Consider the following 22,523-nt stretch of genomic DNA (forward strand, 5'->3'; position numbering starts at 1 on the left):
GGTCAGGCGCCGGGCTTGCGCTTGAAGGGCGCCATGGCGAGACGCGCCAGTTCGTCGGCGCGCTCGTTCTCGGGATGGCCGGCATGGCCCTTTACCCAATGGAACGTCACCTCGTGCCGCGTCCGCGCCGCGTCCAGCGCCTGCCAGAGCTCGGCATTCTTCACCGGCTTCTTGTCGGCCGTCTTCCAGCCGTTGCGCTTCCAGCCGTGGATCCACTTGGTGATGCCGTCGCGCAGATATTGCGAATCGGAATGGAGGTCGATCGCCACCGGCCGCTTCAGCGCCTCCAAAGCCGAGATGGCGGCGAGAAGCTCCATGCGGTTGTTGGTGGTGAGCGGCTCACCGCCGGACAGTTCCTTCTCCACCTCGCCATAGCGCAGGATGGCACCCCAGCCGCCCGGCCCCGGATTGCCGGAACAGGCTCCGTCCGTGAAGATCTCGACGCGTTCGTTGGTCATGCTCGTTCGGTATCGAGTCCGTAATCGGCCGCGCTCGCGACGCTGCGATGGAAGCGCAGCTTGCGCAGATATTCCTTCGGATCCTTCTTGGTGACGAAGGAGTCGTCCGGCACGGTCAGCCAGTCGTAGAGGCGGGTGAGGAGAAAGCGCATGGCGGCGCCCCGCGCCAGGATCGGCAAGGCCGCGATCTCGGCCGGCGACAGCGCGCGGCGGGCGCGATAGCCCTCGATCATCGCCCGGCCCTTGGTGACGTTGAAGGCGCCGTCGCCCTCGAAGCACCAGGCGCAGAGGCAGATGGCGAGGTCATAGGCGAGAATGTCGTCGCAGGCGAAGTAGAAGTCGATGAGGCCCGACAATTCGCCCTGGAGGAAGAAGACGTTGTCGGGAAAGAGATCGGCATGGATGATGCCGCTCGGCAGGTCCTGCGGCCAGAGCGCCTCGATCTCGGCGAGATCTCGGCGGATCTCGGCGAAGAGACCCGGCTCGACCCGGTCGGAGGCCTCGCCGCATTGCGCCGCGAGCGGCCCCCAGGCCGCGACGGACAGAGCGTTCGGCCGCCTGCCGGCAAAATCCGCCGCCGCCGCGTGAAGGCCGGCGAGCGCCCCGCCGACGGCCCGGCATTCCGCGACGCCCGGCCGGCGCGTCCACATGCCTTCCAGAAAGGTGAAGATCGCCCCCGGCCGCCCGGCAAGCTCGCCCAGCGTCTCTCCCTTCCGCGATTCGACGGGCTGCGGGCAGGACAGGCCGCGCGCCGCCAGATGCCTCATCAGCCCGACGAAGAACGGCAGGTCGCCTTTCGCGACGCGCTTCTCGTAAAGCGTCAGGATGAAGGTGCCGGCGGTGGTGCGCAGAAGGAAGTTCGAATTCTCGACCCCTTCGGCGATGCCCTTGTAGCTGAGAAGCTCGCCGAGATCGTAATCGGCGAGGAAGGCCGAGAGCTGCGGCTCGGTGACGTCTGTATAGACGGCCATCAGCGCGCGCCGTTGACGAAGGCCATGTCGGCGGGTTCGAGCGGCGTCTCGCGCAGGGCGCGCACGACGGGGAAGTTCTCCGTCTCCTCCGCGGTGCGCACCAGCTCGATGCGCAGGTCGAAGCGTTCGCGCAGCGCGTCGACGATCTCGTCGACGATGATCTCCGGCGCCGAGGCGCCCGCCGACATGGCGAGGACGTCGCCGCCCTTCAGGCGATCGAAGGGGATCTCGGCGCCGCGCTGCACCAGGACGGCCTCCTTCGCCCCGGCGCGCTTCGCCACCTCGACGAGCCGCATGGAATTGGAGGAGTTCGGCGCGCCGACGATGAGGAAGAGATCGGCCTCCGGCGAGGCGACGCGCACCGCCTCCTGCCGGTTCGTCGTCGCGTAGCAGATGGAATCGGAGGACGGCGCGGCGAGCGCCGGGAACTTCGCCTGGAGCGCCGCGACGATGCCGGCCGTGTCGTCCACCGACAGGGTCGTCTGCGTGACGAAGCCGAGCGCCTCGCGATCGGCCGGCTCGTAGGCGGCGACATCCGCTTCCGATTCGATCAGCGTCACCGTGCCCTCGGCGAGCTGGCCCATCGTGCCGACCACTTCCGGATGGCCGGCATGGCCGATCAAGAGCACATGGCGGCCGCGCTTCACATGCAGCATCGCCTGCTTGTGGACCTTGGAGACCAGCGGACAGGTGGCGTCGAGATAAAGGAGCTCGCGGCGCTGCGCCTCGGCCGGCACGGATTTGGGCACGCCATGGGCCGAGAAGACCACCGGCTTGCCGTCGTCGGGGATCTGGTCGAGCTCCTTGACGAAGACGGCGCCGAGATTGCGCAGGCCTTCCACGACATAACGGTTGTGTACGATCTCGTGACGCACATAGACCGGCGCGCCGTATTTCTTCAGCGCCAGGACGACGATCTGGATCGCTCGGTCGACGCCGGCGCAGAAGCCGCGCGGCTCGCAGAGGCGAAGGGTCAGCGGCGGTTTGGGGAGCGTCTGGAGCAAGGCGGCCGTCCGTTCGGGGTCGGGGCGAATGAAGGGATCGCGGCCGGGCCTGTCAACCCTTGGCCGCCCCCGGGCGCCACGCGCGCAGGACCTGATAGCCGAGCATCGCGGCGAGAACCAGCGCCAGCCCGTACCAGGTGATGGCATATTGCAGATGGTTGTTCGGGATGTCGATCACGGTCGTGCCGCCCACCGGCCATCCGCCCGGCGCCCGCCCCTCGCCCGCATCGACGATGAAGGGCAGGATCGTCGCATCCGCCGGCAGGCCAGCGCCCTCCGCCATTTCCGGCAGGCTCTTCCAGAAGAATTGGTTCTTCTTGAGATCGTTCGCCGGCACCAGGAAGGAGGGCTTCTCCGCCGCGACGTTGCGGGCGAGGCCCGTGACCGTCGTCTCGCCCGTCACCTGCCCCTCCCGGCGCCTTGCCGGGTCCTTCAGCTCGTAGGGCACGAAGCCGCGATTGACGTAGACGAAGCGGTTGCCGCCGAGATCCATCGGCACATAGACGTTCCAGCCCGGCTCGCCCTGATAGGTGGACAGGAAATAGCGCTCCGCCTCGTTGCGGAAGCTTCCGGTGACGCTGACGGGCCAATAGTCGACATCGCCCGTCTCGCGCGCCAGGCGCTCGATCTCGGCCGGCGGCCGGGGCGCGGCATGGATGCGCTCGTCGATCTGGCGCAGCACGCCTTCCTTCCAGTGCAGGCGCTCCACCTGCCAGGTGCCGAGGACGACGAGCAGGATCACGCCGAGGACGCCGAGGGCGAAGCCGGTGAGCGTCCGGCGGAGCGACGGGGCGGGCGGCGGGAGGGGCTGGTCGAGCATGCGCAACGTCTTATCGCAAATCGCCGGCCCGGACAGCCGGACTCAGCGCTCCAGCCGGCCTTCCGAGGCGCGGTTGCGATATTGGAGGCCGATCAGCGCGCCCTTCATGATCCGCATCGCCGGCAGGGCGAGTAGCACCGTCAAGGGCAGCCAGAGGATGAGATGCACCCAGAAGGGCGGGCTCACCGTGACTTCCAGCCAGAGTGCCAGCCCGACCACGATGACGCTGACGAAGAGGATGACGAAGGCGGCCGGTCCGTCGCCGGAATCGGCGAAGCCGTAATCGAGGCCGCAATTGTCGCAGGCCGGGCGCAGCTTGAGGAAGCCGTGGAACAGCCTGCCCTCGCCGCAGCGCGGGCAGCGCCCGCGCGCCGCCGCCTTGCCGGGATCAATGCCGGGAAAGGAGGTCTGGCGGTCGCTCATGCCGGGCTCCTCGAAGCGAAGGCGCGTAATGGATGCCACACCCTCTAAACGCGAAAGGCGGCGCTGGATAGCGCCGCCTTCGACATTACCGTTCGTGGCTGGACCGGCGATCAGCCGGCATGGACCGGCGCGCCCCAGCCGCCCCAGACATAGATGCAGAAGAAGAGGAACAGCCAGACGACGTCGACGAAGTGCCAGTACCAGGCGGCGGCCTCGAAGCCGAAATGCTTGTGCGGGGTGAAGCCGCCGCGAATGGCGCGGATCAGGCAGACGGCGAGGAAGATGGTGCCGATGATGACATGGAAGCCGTGGAAGCCCGTCGCCATGAAGAAGGTCGAGCCGTAGATCGAGCCGGCGAAGGCGAAGGGCGCGTGGGCATATTCGTAGAACTGCACGTAGGAGAAGATCAGGCCGAGCCCGACGGTGAGCGCGAGACCGGTGATCAGGCTCTTGCGGTCGTCCTCCAGCATGGCGTGATGCGCCCAGGTGACGGTGGTGCCGGAGAGAAGCAGCGTCACGGTGTTGAAGAGCGGCAGATGCAGGGGATCGAGCACCTCGATGCCCTTCGGCGGCCAGACACCGCCGAGCGCCTGGACGCGCGCGGTCTGGATCAGTTCGCCCGGAAAGAGGCTGGCGTCGAAGAAGGCCCAGAACCAGGCGACGAAGAACATCACCTCCGAGGCGATGAACATGATCATGCCGTAGCGCAAATGCATCGACACGACCGGCGTATGGGCGCCCTCCTGCCCTTCGCGGATCGTGTCCGACCACCACGCATACATGGTGTAGAGGACGATCGCGAGGCCGAGGACGAAGATCCAGGGCGTCGCCAGATTGGCGCCGAAAAGATGGAAGGGCTGGCCGAGATGGAAGCGCATCCAGGCGACGGCCCCCAGCATCATGATGAAGGCGCCAAGGCTCGCAAGAAACGGCCAGGGGCTCGGATCGATGATGTGGTAGTCGTGCTGCTTGCCGTGCGCATGCGTCGTATCGGCCATTTCCAGTCCCCCGCGGTCCGCCGACCTGTTCCCTATTCGCTTCTAGCCGAGATGGGCGCCAAGCTCCAGCGAGCCGGCCCGCTCGCGACCGTCAGAATGTCTTCGCCGCCGGCCCCGCCGTCATTCCCTCCGCCACCGGCCGGTCCGGCTGCCTGGCGGTCGGGAAGAAGGTGTAGGACAGGGTGATGGTCGGCAGGTCGCGCATGTCCTCGCTCGTCGCCGCATCGGGCGAGACGAAGAAGATCACCGGCATCGACCGTTCCTCGCCCGGCTGCAGCGTCTGGTCGTCGAAGCAGAAGCAGGCGATCTTGTTGAAGAAGGCGCCGGAGAATTCCGGCGTCACATTGTATTCGGCCCGCGCGGTGATCGCGTGGTCCGAGGTGTTCTTGACGAGATAGGCGGTCTGGCGCACCTCGCCGAGCCGGACGCGGATCTGCCGCTCGGTCGGCTGGAAGGTCCAGGCGAGGCCCGGCGCGACATTCGAATCGAAGCGGACATTGATCGAATGCTCGCTCGCCGCCGTCGGCGCGCCTTCGGCGCGCTGCGTGGTGCCGCCATAGCCCGTCGCCTCGCAGAAGATGCGGTAGAGCGGCACCGAGGCATAGGCGGCGCCGACCATGCCGCAGGCGAAGGCGAGACAGGACAGCGCGATCACCCGGCCGCGCGCCGCGCGGCGATCCCTCCCGGCGTCGAGCATGGTCAGCCTCCCATCTTCGCGATCGTGACGACGTAGAAGATCACGACGAGCGCGGCGAGAAACAGCCCGATGGCGACCGAGCGCCGGCGGCGTGCCGCCTTTTCGGCCGGCGTGAGGGTGACGCGATCCTCGATCATGGTCAGACGAGGCCCGGCCAGCCGAGCCGCGTCGCCACCGCGCCGACCAGCAGCGTCAGGAACAGGGCGAAGAGGTAGAGGATCGAGAAGCCGAAGAGCTTCTTCGCCGGCCGCATCTCCTTATCGCCATCCTTCATGCGATAGGTCGCGAAGGCGAGGCGCAGGAAATTGGCGCCGAGGACCAGCGCCACCGCGCCATAGATCGGTCCGGCGAAGCCGAGGAATGTCGGCGCGAGGCCGACCGGCACGAGAATCAGCGAATAAAGCAGGATCTGGAACCGCGTCGCCGCCTCGCCGGCGACATTCGGCAGCATCGGCACGCCGGCCGAACCGTAGTCGCGCATCTTGAACAAAGCGAGCGCCCAGAAATGCGGCGGCGTCCAGAGAAAGATCAGGAGAAAGAGCGTCACGCTCTCGATCGAGACGGTGCCCGTCACGGCGGCCCAGCCGATCATCGGCGGAAAGGCGCCGGCCGCGCCGCCGATCACGATGTTCTGCGGCGTCCAGCGCTTCAGCCACATCGTATAGATCACGGCATAGAAGAAGATGGTGAAGGCGAGAAGACCGGCGGCGAACCAGTTCACCGCGAGGCCAAGCAGCATCACCGCGAGACCTGACATGGCCATGCCGAAGGCGAGCGCCGCGTCCGGCGTCACGCGGCCGGTCGGGATCGGGCGGCGGGCGGTGCGGGTCATCACCGCGTCGATATCGGCGTCGTACCACATGTTGAGCGCGCCCGCCGCGCCGGCGCCGAGGGCGATCGACAGGATGGCGATGGCGCCGAGCGTCGGATGGATGGCGCCCGGCGCCGAAAGGAGGCCGGTGATCGCGGTCAGCACGACCAGCGACATCACGCGCGGCTTCAGGAGCGCGAAGAAGTCGCGCGGCTCGGCGAGGCTGATGCCCCGCTCCGCATCGGTTCCGAATGTGGCCATGTCGGCGTTCAGAAGGGTCAAGCGAACCTCGATCGCGTCTCGATCGGCGCCCGGAGGCTCCGAATGGAACGGTCCCGCGCGAGGCGGGACCGGAAGGATGGTCGTTCTGCCGGCGCCGTCAGCGGATGCGCGGCAGCTGCTCCCACTGGTGGAAGGGAGGCGGCGAGGACAGCTGCCATTCGAGCGTCGTCGCGCCCTCGCCCCACGGATTGTTGCCGGCGACGCGCTTCTTCTGCATCGCCTCGTAGATCCCGTACAGGAACACGAAGACCGCGATGCCGGAAATATAGGAGCCCATCGAGGAAACGAAATTCCAGCCGGCGAAGGCGTCCGGATAGTCGACATAGCGGCGCGGCATGCCCTGGGCGCCCAGGAAGTGCTGCGGGAAGAAGATGATGTTGACGCCGACGAAGGTCATCCAGAAATGGATCTGGCCGATGCGCTCGTTATACATGTAGCCGGTGATCTTCGGGAACCAGTAGTACCAGCCCGCGAAGATCGCGAAGACGGCGCCGAGCGAGAGCACGTAGTGGAAATGCGCCACGACGTAATAGGTGTCGTGCAGCACGCGATCCATGCCGGCATTGGCGAGCTTGACGCCCGTGACGCCGCCGACGGTGAAGAGGAAGATGAAGCCGATCGCCCAGAGCATCGGCACGCGGAACGAGATCGAGCCGCCCCACATGGTCGCGATCCAGGAGAAGATCTTGATGCCGGTCGGCACCGCGATCACCATCGTGGCGAAGACGAAGTAGCGCTGCGTGTTGAGCGACAGGCCCGTCGTATACATGTGATGGGCCCAGACGACGAAGCCGACGACGCCGATGGCGACCATCGCATAGGCCATGCCGAGATAGCCGAAGACCGGCTTCCGCGAGAAGGTCGAGATCACATGGCTGACGATGCCGAAGGCCGGCAGGATCAGGATGTAGACCTCAGGATGGCCGAAGAACCAGAAGAGATGCTGGTAGAGGATCGGATCGCCGCCGCCGGAGGCGGTGAAGAAGGTCGTGCCGAAATTGCGGTCCGTCAGCATCATGGTGATGGCGCCGGCGAGGACGGGCAGCGACAGGAGGAGAAGGAAGGCCGTCACCAGCACCGACCAGGCGAAGAGCGGCATCTTGTGCAGCGTCATGCCCGGCGCGCGCATGTTGAGGATGGTGGTGATGAAGTTGATCGCGCCGAGGATCGACGAGGCGCCGGCGATATGCAGCGCGAAGATCGCCAGATCCACCGCCGGGCCGGGATGGCCGGAGGTGGAGAGCGGCGGATACATGGTCCAGCCGGTGCCGGCGCCGTGCGAGCCCGGCGCGCCCTCGACGAACATCGAGAGGACGAGAAGCAGGAAGGCCGGGACGAGCAGCCAGAAGGAGATGTTGTTGAGGCGCGGGAAGGCCATGTCCGGCGCGCCGATCATGATCGGCACCATCCAGTTGGCGAAGCCGCCGATCAGAGCCGGCATGACCATGAAGAAGATCATGATAAGGCCGTGGCCGGTGGTGAAGACGTTGTACATCGCCGGGTCGCCGAAGATCTGGAGCCCCGGCTCCTGGAGCTCCATGCGCATCGCGACGGACAGGGCGCCGCCGACGATGCCCGCCATGATGGCGAACATCAGGTAGAGCGTCCCGATATCCTTGTGGTTGGTGGAATAGACCCAGCGCGTCCAGCCTTGCGGCCGGTGGGCGTGATCGTCGTGAACGGCGGCTCCGGTGGCCATCGCGTACCCCTATGATCCTGTCAGCGACCGGCGACGGCGACGTTGTCCGTCGCGGCCTTGATCGAGGCGGTGAGTTGCCGGTTGGCGCCGGCGAGATCGCTCGCGGCCGCGGTCAGCCAGGCGCGGAACTGTTCTTGGGAGACCACCCGCACCGCGATCGGCATGAAGGCGTGGTCGCGGCCGCAGAGTTCCGAGCACTGGCCGTAGAAGAGACCTTCCTTCTGCGGCTCGAAGAAATATTCGTTGTTGCGCCCCGGGACGGCATCGATCTTCACGCCCATCGAGGGGATGGCGAAGGAATGGATGACGTCGCCCGAGGTCGAGAGGATGCGGATCACCGTGTCGACCGGCACGACGAGCTCGTTGTCGACGGTGAGGAGGCGCGGATAGACCGCCTTGTCCTCCTTGCCGGCCTTCGCGCGGTCGCCGTCCTGGAGCATGTAGGATTCGAAGGAGACCGGCTGGACGGCGGCGGACGTGGTCGTCGCCTCCTTGGTGCCGGCGCCCGGACCGACGGTCGGCGCGCCGCTCGTCGCGGCCGGATCGGTCTGGCCGGGCTGGTATTCGTAGCCCCAATACCATTGGTAGCCCGTCGCCTTGATCGTCAGTTCCGGCTCGCGCGGCGGATTGTACTGCTTGGTCAGGAGCTGGAAGGAGGGAATCGCCAGACAGACGAGCACCAGGACCGGCGCCAGCGTCCAGATCACCTCGATCGTGGTGTTGTGGCTGGTGCGCGAGGGCACGGGGTTGCTGCGCTCGTTGAAGCGCCAGACGCACCAGGCGAGCAGCCCGGCGACGAGGATGACGATCGGGACGATGAACCAGAGCGTGTAGTTCGAGAACCAGTGGATCTCGGCCTCGGTCGGCGACAACGCCTCCTGCAGCTGGACGCTCCAGGCATGCGGCTGGCCCGGATGCAGCTCTTGAGCGGCGGCAACCGTCACGGCGGCGAACAGGCTCGACGCTGCGATGCTCAGTCTCTTCACGAAGCCTTCTCCTGTCCCCCGGCGCCGGCCGTCTCGAGCGGATCGAAGCTTTCCGAGGGGCGCGACCAGCGCCCCGCACTCCCGGACGGTCTCCCATGCCGCTTTTACCCGGCGCGCCCGCCCGGTTCAAACCACGAATGCGCCCGATCTGCAACAATTCCAAACTGAGCCCGGCTTGCGACATCTTCACGCCGTCGGTTTGGGGCCGGGAGTGGCGAGGCGCGCCCTCGGCGTGCCATAAGGCCGCCGTTAAGGATTTGTTTTCCATCCTCGCGACAAGATCGTCGGAAGAGCTGATTCGGATTGACACGATGGCGTTTGGCTTCAACCGGGTACTGACGGCGGCGATGGTCGGCGCGATGCTGGCGACGGCCGCCGCGCCCGCGACGGCGCAACCCGCCCCCTCGCCCGCTCCGGCCCAGGCGCCGGCGACGCCCGCCCCCGCCCCCGCCCCCGCCGCCGCGCCGCCCGGCGCCGCCGGCACCAGCGGCACGGTGAAATCGCAGCACGGCGCCTGGAACCTCGTCTGCGACCGGCCGGCGGGAGCCGCCAGCGACCAGTGCGCCCTGCTCCAGAACGTCGTCGCCGAGGACCGGCCGGAGATCGGCCTGTCCGTCGTGGCGCTGAAGACGGCCGACCAGAAGGCGCGCATCCTGCGCATCCTCGCCCCGCTCGGCATCCTTCTGCCGAACGGCCTCGGCCTCTATGTCGACGGCAAGGATATCGGCCGCGCCCAGTTCGTGCGCTGCTTCTCGGACGGCTGCTATGCCGAGGTGATCCTCGCCGACGAGCTCCTGAAGACGCTGTCGGAGGGCAAGAGCGCCACCTTCATCGTCTTCCAGACGCCCGAACAGGGCATCGGCATCCCCGTCGATCTCAACGGCTTCGGCGACGGCTTCAAGGCCCTGCCGTAACGCCGCCCCGGCGCGCCGGATTGGCAGGCGGCACGATCCGGTCCTATCTGGAGGCGACCGACCGACCGCCGCCATCCGGGAGACCATCATGCCAGCATCGCTGATCGAGCGCTTCGACCTGTCGCGCGCCCGGATCGATTCCATCCTCGCCGAGGCGCTCGACGGCGCCGACGACGGGGAGCTCTTCGTCGAATATCGCGAGGCGGAAAGCCTCGTCTTCGACAATGGCCGGCTGAAATCCGGCAGCTTCAACATCGACCAGGGCTTCGGCCTTCGGGCCGTCGCGGGCGAGGCGATCGGCTATGCCCATGCCGGCGAGATGTCGGAAGGGGCGCTGAAGCGCGCGGTGGATGCTGTCGGCGCCGTGAAGGCCGGCCATAGCGGCCGCTACAGCGAGCCGCCGCGCGGCACCAATGCCAAGCTCTACGGCGAGGAGAATCCCATCCCCTCCCCCGCCTTCGAGGACAAGGTGCGCCTGCTCCAGGCGATCGACGCCTATCTGCGCACCAAGGATCCCGAGGTGCGGCAGGTCTCGGTCTCGCTCGCCTCCTCCTGGCAGACGGTGGAGATTCTCCGCGCCGGCGGGCTTCTGGTGCGCGACGTGCGCCCCCTGGTGCGCATCAACGTCTCCGTCGTCGCCGGCCGGGGCGAGCGGCAGGAGACCGGCTCCTTCGGCATGGGCGGGCGCGCCGGCTTCGGCGAATTCCTGACGGAGGCGAACTGGCGGCATGTCGCCGACGAGGCGCTGCGCCAGGCCAAGGTCAATCTCGAGGCGGTGCCGGCTCCGGCCGGCAGCTTCGACATCGTGCTCGGCGCCGGCTGGCCGGGCGTGATGCTGCACGAGGCCGTGGGCCACGGGCTGGAGGGCGACTTCAACCGCAAGAAGACCTCCGCCTTCGCCGGCCTGATGGGCGAACAAGTCGCGGCGAAGGGCGTGACGGTGGTCGACGACGGCACGATCGCCGGCCGGCGCGGTTCGCTGACGATCGACGACGAGGGCACGCCGACCGGCCGCACGGTGCTGATCGAGGACGGCCGGCTCGTCGGCTACATGCAGGACCGGCAGAATGCCCGGCTGATGGGCGTCGCCGACACCGGCAACGGCCGCCGCCAGTCCTATGCCCATGCGCCGATGCCGCGCATGACCAACACGATGATGCTCGGCGGCGACCACACGCCCGAGGAGATCATCGCCTCGGTGAAGGACGGCATCTATGCCGTCTCCTTCGGCGGCGGCCAGGTGGACATCACCTCCGGCAAGTTCGTCTTCGGCTGCACGGAAGCCTATCGCATCCGCGACGGCCAGGTGCGCGAGCCGCTGAAGGGCGCGATGCTCATCGGCAACGGCCCGGAAGCGATGCACCGCGTCTCGATGATCGGCAATGACATGGCGCTCGACACGGGCGTCGGCATGTGCGGCAAGGCTGGCCAGAGCGTCCCCGTCGGCGTCGGCCAGCCGCATCTGCGCATGGATCAGGTGACGGTCGGCGGCACGGAGACGTGAGCCCAGTCTAAAAGGGATCGGTCTGGTTTGGCGGGTCCGCTAGGAACGATAGAGACGGCAGGAAGCGAAGAGCGAGATTTTCGATCCTGCCGCCTTCGATGATCAGATCCGTGGCCTCCCAGGTCGCATCCGTCGGATCATCGATCCGAATGCGCTGCCCGTCTCCCTCCGCGAGGAGATTGACACGGAATCGACTCACTTCCTTCAGGCGGACGGTCTTGATGCTGCCGTCGCTGGCCAGACGCAACGATTGGAGCGCTCCCTCATAACCGATACGTTCGCCATCCTTGCCGATGGACGTCAGAACGAAAGCGACCTTCGGCCTGTCGTCCCTGACATATTCGTAGGCCCAGCCATGCAGGAGCGAGGTCTCGATCGATCCCGCCTCGATAAGTCTGGTGGCCGACCGACCCAGGAGCAGGGACAGTGCGGACAGGCACAGGCTGATTAGGATCGCCACCAACCCTTGGCCCAATGTCAGACCCGAGACGAATTCCTGTTTGTAAGGGCCGCAGAAGCCGCTCGGGATTGGCGGCTCATAACAAGCTCCGACCCAGAACAGCGAGCCGGCCAGCAGATTCAGCAGACATGCTGTTGCGAAAGCGATCGCGAAGGTGAGAGGCGCGGAAAGATTCGACGAGTCGCGATTGACGGTCGGGCTAGCGAATAAGCCGGCAACGAAAGCAATTCCCGGCATCATGAACAAGACGATCGCAAACGCTGCAATCGTCACAGGAAAACCGCCCATCGGCGTTTGATGTCAAAATCAAAGTGCGAAGATCAAATGCGCTCCCCGCTCTCCCGTCTGCTCTCTTGCTGCCGACGCATCTGCCGAATGACTTCCACCGTCTCTTCGATGGTGGACTGATGCCCCTGCCGAGCGCGGCTGCGAACAGTTTCCAATGCCTTTCCGACTAGGACTAGGTCGTTTCCGGCATGCTGTGACAAGGTTTCAAGAATACGCTCGTCACGGGGAGTGATCATTCGCATGAGAATTCTCGCAACCCTATCAGGAACCTGCATTCGGCATGATACTTGATCGCAATATAGGAAGCGATCCCGCTTCTGTCAGGTTTTCATCGTTTCACGGGTAAAGCCGCACCCGCTCCCAACCCTGCGTTTCCGCACCGCCTTTGAACAGGATGCGGTCGTGCAGGCGGAACTCGCCGTCCTTCCAGAACTCGATCTCCTGCGGCAGGACGCGGAAGCCCGACCAGTGGGGCGGGCGGGGGATCTCGCCTTCGCCGTAGCGCTTGTCGAGCGCGTCCACCGCCTCGATCAGCACTCGGCGGCTCGCCAGCGGCCGGGACTGCTGCGAGGCCCAGGCGCCGAGCCGGCTGCCGCGCGGGCGCGAGACGTAATAGGCATCGGCATCCGCCTCCGACACGATCTCGACGGGCCCGCGCACCCGCACCTGCCGCCGCAGTGTCTTCCAATGGAAACACAGGGCCGCCTTTCGCGTCGCGAGAAGCTCCTGGCCTTTTGCACTCTCGAAATTTGTGTAGAAGACGAAGCCGCGAGCGTCGAATCCCTTCAGGAGCACCATCCGGACATCCGGGAGGCCGGAAGTGTCGACGGTGGCGAGCGCCATGGCGTTGGGGTCGTTGATCTCCGCCGCCTCGGCCTCGCGCAGCCAGTCGGCGAACAGGCCGAAGGGCTCCTCGCCGACGACGGTTTCACCAAGGGTTAAGCTTTCGTTCGTCATATTGGAACGTGCTCCGATCGGGCGTCTCGCCCATCGCCGAATCAAGACGCCTGGGCCCGCGAGACATAGGACCAAGATGCAGCCTCACAAAGCCCTGTTTCTCGCCCTTGCCGCAGCCCTTTCCCTGTCGGGCTGCGTCGTGTCGGGAGGCGGCCTCGAAGAGGCGGTGGACCAGACGGCCACGAATTCCATCCATCCGAAGGCCGCCGCGGCTCAGGCTCCGGCGCCGAGCTCCATCGAGCAGTCCGACCAGAACACGGTGCGCAACGCCGTTTCCGCCGCCAACATGCAAGGCGCCGACAGCTCGACCATGGCCTGGGCCAATGCCGACACGGGCGCCAGCGGCGTCATCACCAGCATCCAGGAGCGGCGCGCCGGCAACATGATCTGCCGCCAGTTCCGCACCTCGCGCCAGCGCTTCGACGGCGTCGCGCTCTATGACGGCGAGGCCTGCACCAAGGGCCAGGGCGAATGGACGCTGACCCGTTTTTCCGAGGGAAGCTGAGCGGCACCGCTTCGCTCGCCCTTCATTTCCCGCTTGCCTATCGCCATATGACGGTGTCGGATCGGCGGCCGCGCCGCCGACATGACCGACATCCTTCAGGATTCTGACCCTATGCGCGATCCCTACGCCGTGCTCGGCGTGCCGAAGACGGCGAGCGAGAAGGAGATCAAGAGCGCCTTCCGCAAGCTCGCGAAGAAATATCACCCCGACGCCAATCCCGGCGACAGCCAGGCGGGCGCCCGCTTCAACGAGGCCAACCAGGCCTACGAGATCCTGGGCGACAAGGAAAAGCGCGGCCAGTTCGATCGGGGCGAGATCGATGCCGAGGGCAAGCCGAAGTTCCAGGGTTTTTCGGGCGGCGGCAGTCCCTTCGGCGGCGGCGCGCGCGATCCGTTCGGCGGCGGCTTTGAGTTCCGCAGCACCGGCGGCGGCGCCGGCGGCGGGCAGGACAGCATGTTCTCCGACTTCTTCGAACAGGCCTTCGGGGGGCGCGGCGCCGCGCCCGGCGCGGGGGCCGGGGCCGGCCGGCGCTCCGGCTTCACCTCGGCGCGCCAGGCCTCGCAGAAGGGCGAGGACATCCGCGCGACCTTAAAGGTGCGGCTGGAGGACATCGTGTCGGAGGACAAGGTGGAGGCGGTGTTTCCCTCCGGCAAGCGCCTCGCCATCCGCCTGCCGGACGGCGTCGAGGACGGCCAGACGATCCGCCTGCGCGGTCAGGGCCAGCCCTCCGCCTTCGGCGGCGAGGCCGGCGACGCGCTCGTCACCATCGAATTCGCCGAGCATCCGCGCTTCCGCATCAGCGGCCGCGACCTGCTTCTCGACCTTTCCGTGCCGCTCGACATCGCGGTGCTGGGCGGGCCGCTGCCGGTCGAGACGCTGGACGGGCGCGTCTCGCTGCGGCTGCCCCCCTGGTCGAACAGCGGCAAGACGCTGCGCCTCAAGGGCAAGGGCCTCACCACGAAGACGGGCGGGCGGGGCGACATTCTGGTCTCCGTCCGCATCGCGCTGCCGGCGGAGCCCGATCCGGCGCTGATCGACTTCCTGAAGGCGCGCCAGCCGGCCTCGGCGGCTTGATCGGCCGGACTTTTTCGGCCCTCATCCCCAAGGCACGGCATCCCGGACGGTGCGCGCGCCTTGATGGCGGCGAGGCGCTATGCCATACCGCCGCCGCGACGGCATCGCCGTCCGATCGATCGGCAAGGAAGCGGTTATGGCAGCAACCCAGGGCCTGATGAGCGGCAAGCGCGGCCTCATCATGGGCGTCGCGAACAATCGCTCGATCGCCTGGGGGATCGCCAAGGCGCTGCGCGAGGCGGGCGCGGAGATCGCCCTCACCTATCAGGGCGACGCCTTGAAGAAGCGCGTCGAGCCGCTCGCCGCCGAACTCGGCGCCATGCTGGCCGGCCATTGCGACGTTTCCGACCCCGCGACGATCGACGCGGTGTTCAAGACGATCGAGGAAAGCTGGGGCAAGCTCGACTTCCTCGTCCACGCGATCGGCTTCTCGGACAAGGACGAGCTGACGGGCCGCTATGTCGACACGTCGGAAGCCAATTTCTCGAAGACCATGCTGATCTCGGTCTATTCCTTCACGGCGGTCGCGCAGCGGGCCGAGAAGCTGATGACCGAGGGCGGCTCGCTTCTGACGCTGACCTATTACGGCGCCGAGAAGGTGATGCCGCATTACAACGTGATGGGTGTCGCCAAGGCGGCGCTCGAAGCGTCCGTCCGCTATCTGGCGGTCGATCTTGGCGGCAAGGCGATCCGCGTCAACGCCATCTCCGCCGGGCCGATCAAGACGCTCGCCGCCTCCGGCATCGGCGACTTCCGCTACATCCTGAAGTGGAACGAATATAACGCGCCGCTGAAGCGCACCGTGACGATCGACGAGGTCGGCAATTCGGCGCTCTATCTCCTGTCCGATCTCGGCAGCGCCGTGACGGGCGAGGTGCACCATGTCGATTCCGGCTATCACACGATCGGCATGAAGGCGGTGGACGCGCCGGACATCTCCGTCATCAAGGACTGAGGGTCCGGCCGGACGCGGCGCCATGCTGCCGCATCTCTTTCTCTGCCGCCATGGCGAGACCGCCTGGAACGCCGAGCGGCGCATCCAGGGCCAGGTCGACGTGCCGCTGAACGCGCTCGGCCGCCGGCAGGCGGCCCGCAACGGCACGCTCCTGCGCGAGCGCCTCGGCGCCGGCGCGCCGGGCTGGGATTTTCTCGCCAGCCCCCTCGCCCGCACGCGCGAGACGATGGAGATCATCCGCGAGGCCCTCGGCCTGCCGCTCGGCGGCTATCCGACCGACGCCCGCCTGATGGAGCTGAATTTCGGCGACTGGCAGGGCTCGACCCTCGCCGAGATCGAACGCCGCACGCCCGAGGCTCTCGCCGAACGCGAGCGCGACAAATGGAACTACGTGCCGCCCGGCGCCGGGGCCGAAAGCTATGCGATGCTGGCCCGGCGGATGGCGCCGGTCTTCGCCGCCCTCGCCCGGCCGACGATCGTCGTCGCCCATGGCGGCATCGCCCGCTGCTTCCTCGTCCGCCATGCCGGTCTCGCGCCGGCCGAGGCCGCCCATGCGCCGATCGCGCAGGACCGGATCATCGAGACCCGCGACGGCGTGGTCGCCTGGGTCTGACGGAGCGTCCTTACTGCGCGGCGACCTCGCCGAAGATGACATGGGCTTCCATGCCGGGCGTCACAGCCGCATAGTTGAAGCCCGTGGGCACCTTAAAGCTCGTGCCGTCGGCGAAGGTGATGAGGCCGCCATCGCGATCGACGGCGGCGACGACGCCGGTCTTCTCCTCGGCCTTGGCCGGGATGCTCAGGGAAACGCAGAGGAACGAGCTGGCGAAGAAGGCGATGATCTGCTTGCTCATGGGTCTCGTCTCCATCGACGCCGCGCGAGGGTCCGCGCGCCGGGATTCGCGCGGACCTCTCGATGAGGCGTCGCAATTGTGTCTTTTTGCGATCGCGGCCTGGGAGGAAACCGCGATTTGACCGCACCGTTGCTCGGCGTCTACATCCCGCGCCAGAGCTTTCCACCCGGTTAATGCGGTTAACGACTTCGTCATGTCTCACAACAGTTTCGGCCACCTCTTCCGCGTGACCACCTGGGGCGAGAGCCATGGGCCGGCCATCGGCTGCGTCGTCGACGGCACGCCGCCGGGGCTCCGCTTCTCCGAAAGCCTGATCCAGACCTGGCTCGACAAGCGCCGTCCCGGCCAGTCGCGCTTCACCACGCAGCGGCGCGAGCCGGACGAGGTGCGCATCCTTTCCGGCACGATGCCGGGCGAGGCCGAGGGCGAGCTGATCGCCACCGGCACGCCGATCGCGCTGGAGATCCAGAATGTCGACCAGCGCTCGAAGGACTATGGCGACATCGCCCGGCGCTACCGGCCGGGCCATGCCGACGTCACCTACGACCTGAAATACGGCATCCGCGACTATCGCGGCGGCGGCCGCTCCTCGGCGCGCGAGACCGCCTGCCGCGTCGCCGCCGGCGCCATCGCCCGGCTGGTGGTGCCGGGCGTGCGGCTGCGCGGCGCCCTCGTCCAGATCGGCGAGAAGCGGATCGACCGGACGCGCTGGGACGATGCCGAGATCGACCGCAATCCCTTCTTCTGCCCCGACCCCGTGATGGCCGCCGAATGGGAGGACTATCTCGACGAGATCCGCAAGGCCGGCTCTTCGGTCGGCGCGGTGGTCGAGATCACCGCCTCCGGCGTGCCGGCGGGCCTCGGCGCGCCGCTCTACGGCAAGCTCGACGCCGAGATCGCGGCCGGGCTCATGTCGATCAACGCGGTGAAGGGCGTCGAGATCGGCGACGGCTTCGCGGCGGCGGCGCTGACCGGCGAGGCCAATGCCGACGAGATGCGGATGGGCAACGACCGCCGGCCGCTCTTCCTGTCGAACCATGCCGGCGGCATTCTCGGCGGCATCTCGACCGGCCAGGACATCGTCGCGCGCTTCGCGGTGAAGCCGACCTCCTCCATTCTCACGCCGCGCCGCTCGATCGATGCCGAAGGCAACGAGGTGGATGTGATGACGAAGGGCCGCCACGACCCCTGCGTCGGCATCCGCGCCGTGCCGGTCGGCGAGGCGATGGTCGCCTGCGCGCTCGCCGACCACGTCCTGCGCCACCGCGGCCAGACCGGCCGGGACTGAAGCCGGGAATTGATTTGACGGCGGAAGAGCTTACTTCGCGGCCATGGTCACCCGTCTCTACCGGCATCCGGTCTTCGCCGAGCATCTGACCGGCCTCGGCCATCCCGAGCGGCCGGAACGGATGGCAGCCGTCGAGCGGGCGCTCGACGATGCGCGTTTCGCCGGCCTCGTGCGGATCGAGGCGCCGGAGGGCACGGTCGAGGCGGTCTGCCGCTGCCATCCCGAACAGCATGTGCGGCGCGTCGCCAAGGCCGTGCCGGCGAGCGGCCTCGCCCGGATCGAGGCCGACACGCTGCTGAGCCCGAGGAGCTTCGCCGCCGCCTTCCACGGGGTCGGCGCCGCCTGCGCCGCCGTGGACGACGTGGCGGCGGGTCTCGCCGACAATGTCTTCGTCGCCTCGCGGCCGCCCGGCCATCACGCGACGGCCGAGGCGGCGATGGGCTTCTGCCTCTTCAACAATGCCGCGATCGCCGCGCGCCACGCCCAGGCGGCGCACGGGCTCGAACGGGTGGCGATCGTCGACTGGGACCTGCATCACGGCAACGGCACGCAGGATATCTTCTGGTCCGACCCGACCGTCTTCTACGCCTCGACGCACGAGATGCCGCTTTATCCCGGCACCGGCGGCCGGCACGAGACCGGAACCGGCAATGTCGTCAACGCGCCGCTCGCCGCCGGCGACGGCGGCACGGTGTTCCGCGAGGCCTTCGAAACCCGCATCCTGCCGGCGCTCCGCGCCTTCCGGCCGGATCTCGTGATCGTCTCCGCCGGCTTCGACGCCCACCGCCTCGATCCGCTCGGCCATCTCGAACTGACGGAAGCGGATTTCGACTGGGCGACGGGGCGGCTGATGGAAATCGCCGACCGCCATGCCGGCGGACGGCTGGTCAGCCTGCTCGAAGGCGGCTACGACCTCGACGGACTGGGAGGCTCGGTCGCCGCGCATGTGGCGCGTCTGATGGCCGGCTGAGAACGAATCGGAAGACAGATCATGGCATCCGACACCGCCGCCGCGTTGCCCGCGGACGATTCCGACATCAAGCGAATGAGCTTCGAGGAGGCGCTGGACGCCTTGGAGAAGATCGTCTCCGATCTCGAGCGCGGCGAGGTGGCGCTGGACGTGTCGATCCGCATCTACGAGCGCGGCGAGAAGCTGAAGAATCACTGCGAGCGCCTGCTTTCGGCTGCCGAGGACCGGGTGGAGAAGATCAAGCTCTCGCGCGCCGGCAAGGTCACCGGCACGGAGCCGCTGGACCCCGCCTGACCGGTGTCCGCCGATCCGGCAGCCATGCGACGACCGGGCGGCTTGATGGACAGCGGACCGTGATTAGGTTTTAACCATTCTGAGTTTCAGGTGCCGGCGTTCTCCGGGTGCGGCCCCTCCCCAACCCTCGAAGGCATTCAGCGCCAGTGTCCAACAAGCCCGATACACCGCTTCTCGACACGATCGCGACGCCAGAGGACCTGCGCCGGCTGTCCGCCGCGCAAATGCGGCAGGTGGCGGACGAGTTGCGCATCGATCTCGTGGACGCGGTGTCGAAGACGGGCGGCCACCTCGGCGCCGGTCTCGGCGTCGTGGAACTGACCGTCGCGCTCCACTACGTCTTCGACACGCCGAACGACCGAATCATCTGGGATGTCGGCCATCAGGCTTATCCGCACAAGATCCTCACCGGGCGGCGCGAGGCGATGCGCACCGTGCGCCAGGAAAATGGCCTGTCGGGCTTCGCCAAGCGCAGCGAGAGCGCCTATGACGCCTTCGGCGCCGGCCATTCCTCCACCTCGATCTCGGCCGGCCTCGGCATGGCCGTGGCGCGCGATCTCGACGGCGGCACGCGCAATGTCGTGGCGGTGATCGGCGACGGGGCGATGTCGGCCGGCATGGCCTACGAGGCGATGAACAATGCCGGGGCGCTCGACGCGCGGCTCATCGTCATCCTCAACGACAACGACATGTCGATCGCGCCGCCGACCGGGGCGATGAGCGCCTATCTGGCGCGCCTCGTCTCCGGCAGGACCTATCGCGGCCTGCGCGACCGCGCGAAGAATTTCTCTAGGCACCTGCCGGACTTCATGCGCGAGGGCGCGCGGCGGACGGAGGAATATACGCGCGGCTTCCTCACCGGCGGCACGATGTTCGAGGAGCTCGGCTTCTTCTATGTCGGGCCGATCGACGGCCACGATCTCGACCATCTTCTTCCCGTCCTGAAAAACGTGCGCGACGCGCGCAACGGGCCGATCCTCGTCCATGTCGTGACCAAGAAGGGCAAGGGCTACGGTCCGGCCGAGAACTCGGCCGACAAGTATCACGGCGTGTCCAAGTTCGACGTCATCACCGGCACGCAGGCGAAGGCCAAGGCCAATGCGCCGAGCTATACCAGCGTCTTCGCCGAGGCGCTGATCCAGGAGGCGCGCGAGGACGAGAAGATCGTCGCCGTGAATGCCGCGATGCCGAACGGCACCGGGCTCGACCTCTTCGGCGAGGCCTTTCCGACACGCAGCTTCGATGTCGGCATCGCCGAGCAGCACGCCGTCACCTTCTGCGCCGGCCTCGCCGCCGAGGGCTACAAGCCCTTCTGCGCGATCTATTCGACCTTCCTCCAGCGCGCCTACGACCAGATCGTCCACGATGTCGCGATCCAGCACCTGCCGGTGCGCTTCGCGATCGACCGGGCCGGCTTCGTCGGGGCGGACGGGCCGACCCATGCCGGTTCCTTCGACACCGGCTTCCTCGTGCCGCTGCCCGGCATGGTGGTGATGGCCGCCGCCGACGAGGCGGAGCTGAAGCACATGGTGCGCACCGCCGTCGCCTATGACGAGGGTCCGATCTCCTTCCGCTATCCGCGCGGCAACGGCGTCGGCGTCGAGATGCCGGAGCGCGGCGAGGTGCTGGCGATCGGCAAGGGCCGCGTGGTGAAGGAAGGGGCGAAGGTCGCCATCCTGTCCTTCGGCACGCGCCTCGCCGACGCGCTCGCCGCCGCCGAGGAGCTGGAGACCTTCGGCCTGTCGACCACCGTCGCCGATGCGCGCTTCGCCAAGCCCCTCGACACCGAGCTCGTCACCCGCCTCGCCCGCCATCACGAAGTGCTGGTGACGGTGGAGGAAGGCGCGGTCGGCGGCTTCGGCTCGCAGGTGCTGCAATTCCTGGCGATCAATGGCCTGATGGACGAGGGGCTGAAGGTGCGCCCGCTGGTGATGCCCGACGCCTTCGTCGATCATGCCGCGCCGGAAGTGATGATCCGCCGCGCGAGTCTCGATCGCGCCGGCATCGTCGATGCCGTGTTCAAGGCGATCGGCACCGGCGTCAAACGGGTCATGCAGGCCTGACATAGGCAGGATCGATTGGTAGAGGACCTGACGATCGCGTCGCTCGGCGCGAAGGGCGACGGCGTGGCCGAGGCGGAGGGCAGCCCCGTCTTCGTGCCCTTCGCGCTGCCCGGCGAAACGGTGCGCGTGGCGCCCCGCGGCCAGAACCGCGCCGATCCGGTGGAAATTCTCGCGGCCAGCCCGGAGCGGCAGGCCCCGCCCTGCCCGCATTTCGGCACCTGCGGCGGCTGCGATCTCCAGCACGCCTCGGACGGGCTCTATCGCCGCTTCAAGCGCGATCTCGTGGTGGAAGCCTTCGCCATGCGCGGTCTGGCGCCGGAGGTCGGCGAACTCGTGCCCTGCGCGCCGAGGAGCCGGCGCCGCGCCGTCTTCACCGCCAAGCGCGGACCGGAGGGCGTCGCCTTCGGCTTCCACGCCCGGCAGAGCGAAAGCATCGTGCCGATCGAGGTCTGTCACGTCGTGGTGCCGGCGATCGAGACCCGGCTCGGCGCGCTGCGCCGGCTGGCGAATCTTCTCGTCGGCCGCAAGGACGAGCTGCGCCTCACCGTCGCCGCCACCGAGACCGGCCTCGACATCGCGGCGGAAGGCGCGGCGAAGATCGAGGAGACCCGGCGCAAGGAGATCGTCGCCTTCGCGCTGAAGCAGGATTTCGCCCGGCTTTCCATCGGCGGCGAGATCCTGGTCGAAAGCCGCCGGCCGAGCCTCACCCTCGGCGCGGTCACGGTGGAGCCGCCGCCGGGCGCCTTCCTTCAGGCGGTCGTTTCCGCCGAGGAGGCGATGGCCGAGCGCGTTCTTGCCCATCTCGCCGGCGCCAAGCAGGTGGCGGATCTCTTCGCCGGCCTCGGCACCTTCGCCCTGCGCCTCGCGCGAAAGAGCGCGGTGCGGGCCTTCGAAGCGGAAGCCCCGGCGCTCGCCGCCCTCGATCGGGCGCGCCGCGCCAGCCCGGGCCTGCGGCCCGTCGCCATCGAACGGCGCGACCTCTTCCGCCGGCCGGTGACGGAGCGCGAGCTCGCCGCCTTCGGGGGCGTCGTCTTCGATCCGCCGCGCGCCGGCGCCGAGGCGCAGTCGCGCCAGCTCGCCGGCTCGAAAGTGGCGCGGATCGCGGCGGTGTCCTGCAATCCCGCGACGCTGGCGCGCGACTGCCGCATCCTCGTCGACGGCGGCTATCGGCTGCTCGCCGTCACCCCGATCGACCAGTTCCTCTGGTCGCATCACGTCGAAGCCGTGGCCCTTCTGGAGCGCTGACGC

The 22,523-nt window shown here is 67.8% G+C and carries 25 protein-coding genes; 11 read left to right on the forward strand and 14 right to left on the reverse strand.

Annotation, left to right across the window (positions count from 1 at the left end; genetic code table 11):
* Positions 1-2: 2 nt before the first annotated feature.
* The 11 genes from rnhA to coxB all read right to left on the reverse strand — a co-directional run bounded on the left by rnhA (position 3) and on the right by coxB (position 9,149).
* A complete protein-coding gene (gene rnhA / locus IEY14_RS18385; RefSeq protein ID WP_188911103.1) occupies positions 3-458 on the reverse strand; it encodes a ribonuclease HI in 456 nt (151 codons plus the stop codon).
* Positions 455-1,429 (reverse strand): homoserine kinase, encoded by a 975-nt coding sequence (locus IEY14_RS18390; protein WP_188911104.1) that lies wholly within the window; start codon positions 1,427-1,429, stop codon positions 455-457. The genes rnhA and IEY14_RS18390 overlap by 4 nt, the downstream gene beginning before the upstream one ends.
* Positions 1,429-2,433, reverse strand: a complete 1,005-nt coding sequence (gene ispH / locus IEY14_RS18395; protein ID WP_188911106.1) for a 4-hydroxy-3-methylbut-2-enyl diphosphate reductase — start codon at positions 2,431-2,433, stop codon at positions 1,429-1,431. Before ispH ends, IEY14_RS18390 begins: the two co-directional genes overlap by 1 nt.
* A gap of 52 nt (positions 2,434-2,485) precedes the next feature.
* A complete protein-coding gene (locus IEY14_RS18400) occupies positions 2,486-3,253 on the reverse strand; it encodes an SURF1 family protein (protein ID WP_188911108.1) in 768 nt (255 codons plus the stop codon).
* 42 nt (positions 3,254-3,295) lie between these two features.
* Positions 3,296-3,676: a DUF983 domain-containing protein gene (locus IEY14_RS18405; protein ID WP_188911110.1), complete on the reverse strand. Its 381-nt coding sequence runs from the start codon at positions 3,674-3,676 to the stop codon at positions 3,296-3,298.
* 110 nt (positions 3,677-3,786) lie between these two features.
* On the reverse strand, positions 3,787-4,674 hold the full coding sequence (locus IEY14_RS18410; RefSeq protein ID WP_188911112.1) for a cytochrome c oxidase subunit 3: 888 nt from the start codon (positions 4,672-4,674) through the stop codon (positions 3,787-3,789).
* 91 nt (positions 4,675-4,765) lie between these two features.
* The gene (locus IEY14_RS18415) at positions 4,766-5,371 is read right to left on the reverse strand and encodes a cytochrome c oxidase assembly protein (RefSeq protein WP_188911114.1); all 606 of its coding nucleotides are present in this window, start codon (positions 5,369-5,371) and stop codon (positions 4,766-4,768) included.
* Positions 5,372-5,373: 2 nt separating this feature from the next.
* Positions 5,374-5,508: a cytochrome c oxidase system small membrane protein gene (locus IEY14_RS26185; protein ID WP_280515054.1), complete on the reverse strand. Its 135-nt coding sequence runs from the start codon at positions 5,506-5,508 to the stop codon at positions 5,374-5,376.
* A 2-nt stretch (positions 5,509-5,510) separates the two neighbouring features.
* A complete protein-coding gene (locus IEY14_RS18420) occupies positions 5,511-6,443 on the reverse strand; it encodes a heme o synthase (RefSeq protein WP_188911116.1) in 933 nt (310 codons plus the stop codon).
* Positions 6,444-6,561: 118 nt separating this feature from the next.
* Positions 6,562-8,163 (reverse strand): cytochrome c oxidase subunit I, encoded by a 1,602-nt coding sequence (gene ctaD, locus IEY14_RS18425; protein WP_188911118.1) that lies wholly within the window; start codon positions 8,161-8,163, stop codon positions 6,562-6,564.
* Positions 8,164-8,183: 20 nt separating this feature from the next.
* On the reverse strand, positions 8,184-9,149 hold the full coding sequence (coxB, locus tag IEY14_RS18430; RefSeq protein ID WP_188911120.1) for a cytochrome c oxidase subunit II: 966 nt from the start codon (positions 9,147-9,149) through the stop codon (positions 8,184-8,186).
* Between the two features lie 311 nt (positions 9,150-9,460).
* Between coxB and IEY14_RS18435 the strand changes: the two genes are divergently transcribed.
* The gene (locus IEY14_RS18435) at positions 9,461-10,063 is read left to right on the forward strand and encodes an invasion associated locus B family protein (protein ID WP_188911122.1); all 603 of its coding nucleotides are present in this window, start codon (positions 9,461-9,463) and stop codon (positions 10,061-10,063) included.
* Positions 10,064-10,151: 88 nt separating this feature from the next.
* A complete protein-coding gene (gene tldD, locus IEY14_RS18440) occupies positions 10,152-11,567 on the forward strand; it encodes a metalloprotease TldD (RefSeq protein WP_188911124.1) in 1,416 nt (471 codons plus the stop codon).
* A 7-nt stretch (positions 11,568-11,574) separates the two neighbouring features.
* Here the strand turns inward: tldD and IEY14_RS18445 are convergent, their stop codons facing one another.
* Together IEY14_RS18445 and pdxH are read right to left on the reverse strand one after the other, a co-directional pair.
* Entirely contained in the window at positions 11,575-12,315 is a 741-nt protein-coding gene (locus IEY14_RS18445) for a hypothetical protein (protein ID WP_188911126.1), read from the reverse strand.
* 336 nt (positions 12,316-12,651) lie between these two features.
* Positions 12,652-13,272, reverse strand: coding sequence for a pyridoxamine 5'-phosphate oxidase (pdxH, locus tag IEY14_RS18450; protein WP_188911128.1), 621 nt, complete (start codon positions 13,270-13,272; stop codon positions 12,652-12,654).
* A 76-nt stretch (positions 13,273-13,348) separates the two neighbouring features.
* On the opposite strand from pdxH, the gene IEY14_RS18455 reads away from it, so the two are divergent.
* The 4 genes from IEY14_RS18455 (at position 13,349) to IEY14_RS18470 (ending at position 16,419) form a co-directional block, all read left to right on the forward strand.
* On the forward strand, positions 13,349-13,777 hold the full coding sequence (locus tag IEY14_RS18455; protein ID WP_188911130.1) for an RT0821/Lpp0805 family surface protein: 429 nt from the start codon (positions 13,349-13,351) through the stop codon (positions 13,775-13,777).
* 111 nt (positions 13,778-13,888) lie between these two features.
* On the forward strand, positions 13,889-14,851 hold the full coding sequence (locus tag IEY14_RS18460) for a DnaJ C-terminal domain-containing protein (RefSeq protein WP_188911132.1): 963 nt from the start codon (positions 13,889-13,891) through the stop codon (positions 14,849-14,851).
* A gap of 136 nt (positions 14,852-14,987) precedes the next feature.
* Positions 14,988-15,806: an enoyl-ACP reductase FabI gene (gene fabI / locus IEY14_RS18465; RefSeq protein WP_188911134.1), complete on the forward strand. Its 819-nt coding sequence runs from the start codon at positions 14,988-14,990 to the stop codon at positions 15,804-15,806.
* 22 nt (positions 15,807-15,828) lie between these two features.
* Positions 15,829-16,419: a histidine phosphatase family protein gene (locus tag IEY14_RS18470; RefSeq protein ID WP_188911136.1), complete on the forward strand. Its 591-nt coding sequence runs from the start codon at positions 15,829-15,831 to the stop codon at positions 16,417-16,419.
* Between the two features lie 10 nt (positions 16,420-16,429).
* Here IEY14_RS18470 and IEY14_RS18475 read toward each other — a convergent pair whose 3' ends face one another.
* On the reverse strand, positions 16,430-16,660 hold the full coding sequence (locus tag IEY14_RS18475; RefSeq protein WP_188911138.1) for a DUF1344 domain-containing protein: 231 nt from the start codon (positions 16,658-16,660) through the stop codon (positions 16,430-16,432).
* Between the two features lie 193 nt (positions 16,661-16,853).
* Between IEY14_RS18475 and aroC the strand changes: the two genes are divergently transcribed.
* The 5 genes from aroC (at position 16,854) to IEY14_RS18500 (ending at position 22,520) form a co-directional block, all read left to right on the forward strand.
* Positions 16,854-17,948 (forward strand): chorismate synthase, encoded by a 1,095-nt coding sequence (gene aroC, locus IEY14_RS18480; RefSeq protein ID WP_188911140.1) that lies wholly within the window; start codon positions 16,854-16,856, stop codon positions 17,946-17,948.
* Positions 17,949-17,991: 43 nt separating this feature from the next.
* Positions 17,992-18,918, forward strand: a complete 927-nt coding sequence (locus IEY14_RS18485) for a histone deacetylase family protein (RefSeq protein WP_188911142.1) — start codon at positions 17,992-17,994, stop codon at positions 18,916-18,918.
* Between the two features lie 21 nt (positions 18,919-18,939).
* Positions 18,940-19,212: an exodeoxyribonuclease VII small subunit gene (locus IEY14_RS18490; RefSeq protein ID WP_188911144.1), complete on the forward strand. Its 273-nt coding sequence runs from the start codon at positions 18,940-18,942 to the stop codon at positions 19,210-19,212.
* 146 nt (positions 19,213-19,358) lie between these two features.
* On the forward strand, positions 19,359-21,275 hold the full coding sequence (dxs, locus tag IEY14_RS18495) for a 1-deoxy-D-xylulose-5-phosphate synthase (RefSeq protein ID WP_188911146.1): 1,917 nt from the start codon (positions 19,359-19,361) through the stop codon (positions 21,273-21,275).
* A 15-nt stretch (positions 21,276-21,290) separates the two neighbouring features.
* Positions 21,291-22,520, forward strand: coding sequence for a class I SAM-dependent RNA methyltransferase (locus IEY14_RS18500; protein ID WP_188911149.1), 1,230 nt, complete (start codon positions 21,291-21,293; stop codon positions 22,518-22,520).
* Positions 22,521-22,523 lie beyond the last annotated feature (3 nt).

The organism is Aureimonas endophytica, from assembly GCF_014642635.1.
In the GTDB taxonomy this organism is placed as follows: domain Bacteria; phylum Pseudomonadota; class Alphaproteobacteria; order Rhizobiales; family Rhizobiaceae; genus Plantimonas; species Plantimonas endophytica.

Coding starts and splice junctions, on each gene's coding strand:
- rnhA (WP_188911103.1), bottom strand. CDS start 458: ATGACCAACGAACGCGTCGAGATCTTCACGGACGGAGCCTGTTCCGGC.
- IEY14_RS18390 (WP_188911104.1), bottom strand. CDS start 1,429: ATGGCCGTCTATACAGACGTCACCGAGCCGCAGCTCTCGGCCTTCCTC.
- IEY14_RS18400 (WP_188911108.1), bottom strand. CDS start 3,253: ATGCTCGACCAGCCCCTCCCGCCGCCCGCCCCGTCGCTCCGCCGGACG.
- IEY14_RS18405 (WP_188911110.1), bottom strand. CDS start 3,676: ATGAGCGACCGCCAGACCTCCTTTCCCGGCATTGATCCCGGCAAGGCG.
- IEY14_RS18410 (WP_188911112.1), bottom strand. CDS start 4,674: ATGGCCGATACGACGCATGCGCACGGCAAGCAGCACGACTACCACATC.
- IEY14_RS18415 (WP_188911114.1), bottom strand. CDS start 5,371: ATGCTCGACGCCGGGAGGGATCGCCGCGCGGCGCGCGGCCGGGTGATC.
- IEY14_RS26185 (WP_280515054.1), bottom strand. CDS start 5,508: ATGATCGAGGATCGCGTCACCCTCACGCCGGCCGAAAAGGCGGCACGC.
- IEY14_RS18420 (WP_188911116.1), bottom strand. CDS start 6,443: ATGGCCACATTCGGAACCGATGCGGAGCGGGGCATCAGCCTCGCCGAG.
- ctaD (WP_188911118.1), bottom strand. CDS start 8,163: ATGGCCACCGGAGCCGCCGTTCACGACGATCACGCCCACCGGCCGCAA.
- IEY14_RS18435 (WP_188911122.1), top strand. CDS start 9,461: ATGGCGTTTGGCTTCAACCGGGTACTGACGGCGGCGATGGTCGGCGCG.
- tldD (WP_188911124.1), top strand. CDS start 10,152: ATGCCAGCATCGCTGATCGAGCGCTTCGACCTGTCGCGCGCCCGGATC.
- IEY14_RS18445 (WP_188911126.1), bottom strand. CDS start 12,315: ATGGGCGGTTTTCCTGTGACGATTGCAGCGTTTGCGATCGTCTTGTTC.
- pdxH (WP_188911128.1), bottom strand. CDS start 13,272: ATGACGAACGAAAGCTTAACCCTTGGTGAAACCGTCGTCGGCGAGGAG.
- IEY14_RS18455 (WP_188911130.1), top strand. CDS start 13,349: ATGCAGCCTCACAAAGCCCTGTTTCTCGCCCTTGCCGCAGCCCTTTCC.
- IEY14_RS18460 (WP_188911132.1), top strand. CDS start 13,889: ATGCGCGATCCCTACGCCGTGCTCGGCGTGCCGAAGACGGCGAGCGAG.
- fabI (WP_188911134.1), top strand. CDS start 14,988: ATGGCAGCAACCCAGGGCCTGATGAGCGGCAAGCGCGGCCTCATCATG.
- IEY14_RS18470 (WP_188911136.1), top strand. CDS start 15,829: ATGCTGCCGCATCTCTTTCTCTGCCGCCATGGCGAGACCGCCTGGAAC.
- IEY14_RS18475 (WP_188911138.1), bottom strand. CDS start 16,660: ATGAGCAAGCAGATCATCGCCTTCTTCGCCAGCTCGTTCCTCTGCGTT.
- aroC (WP_188911140.1), top strand. CDS start 16,854: ATGTCTCACAACAGTTTCGGCCACCTCTTCCGCGTGACCACCTGGGGC.
- IEY14_RS18485 (WP_188911142.1), top strand. CDS start 17,992: ATGGTCACCCGTCTCTACCGGCATCCGGTCTTCGCCGAGCATCTGACC.
- IEY14_RS18490 (WP_188911144.1), top strand. CDS start 18,940: ATGGCATCCGACACCGCCGCCGCGTTGCCCGCGGACGATTCCGACATC.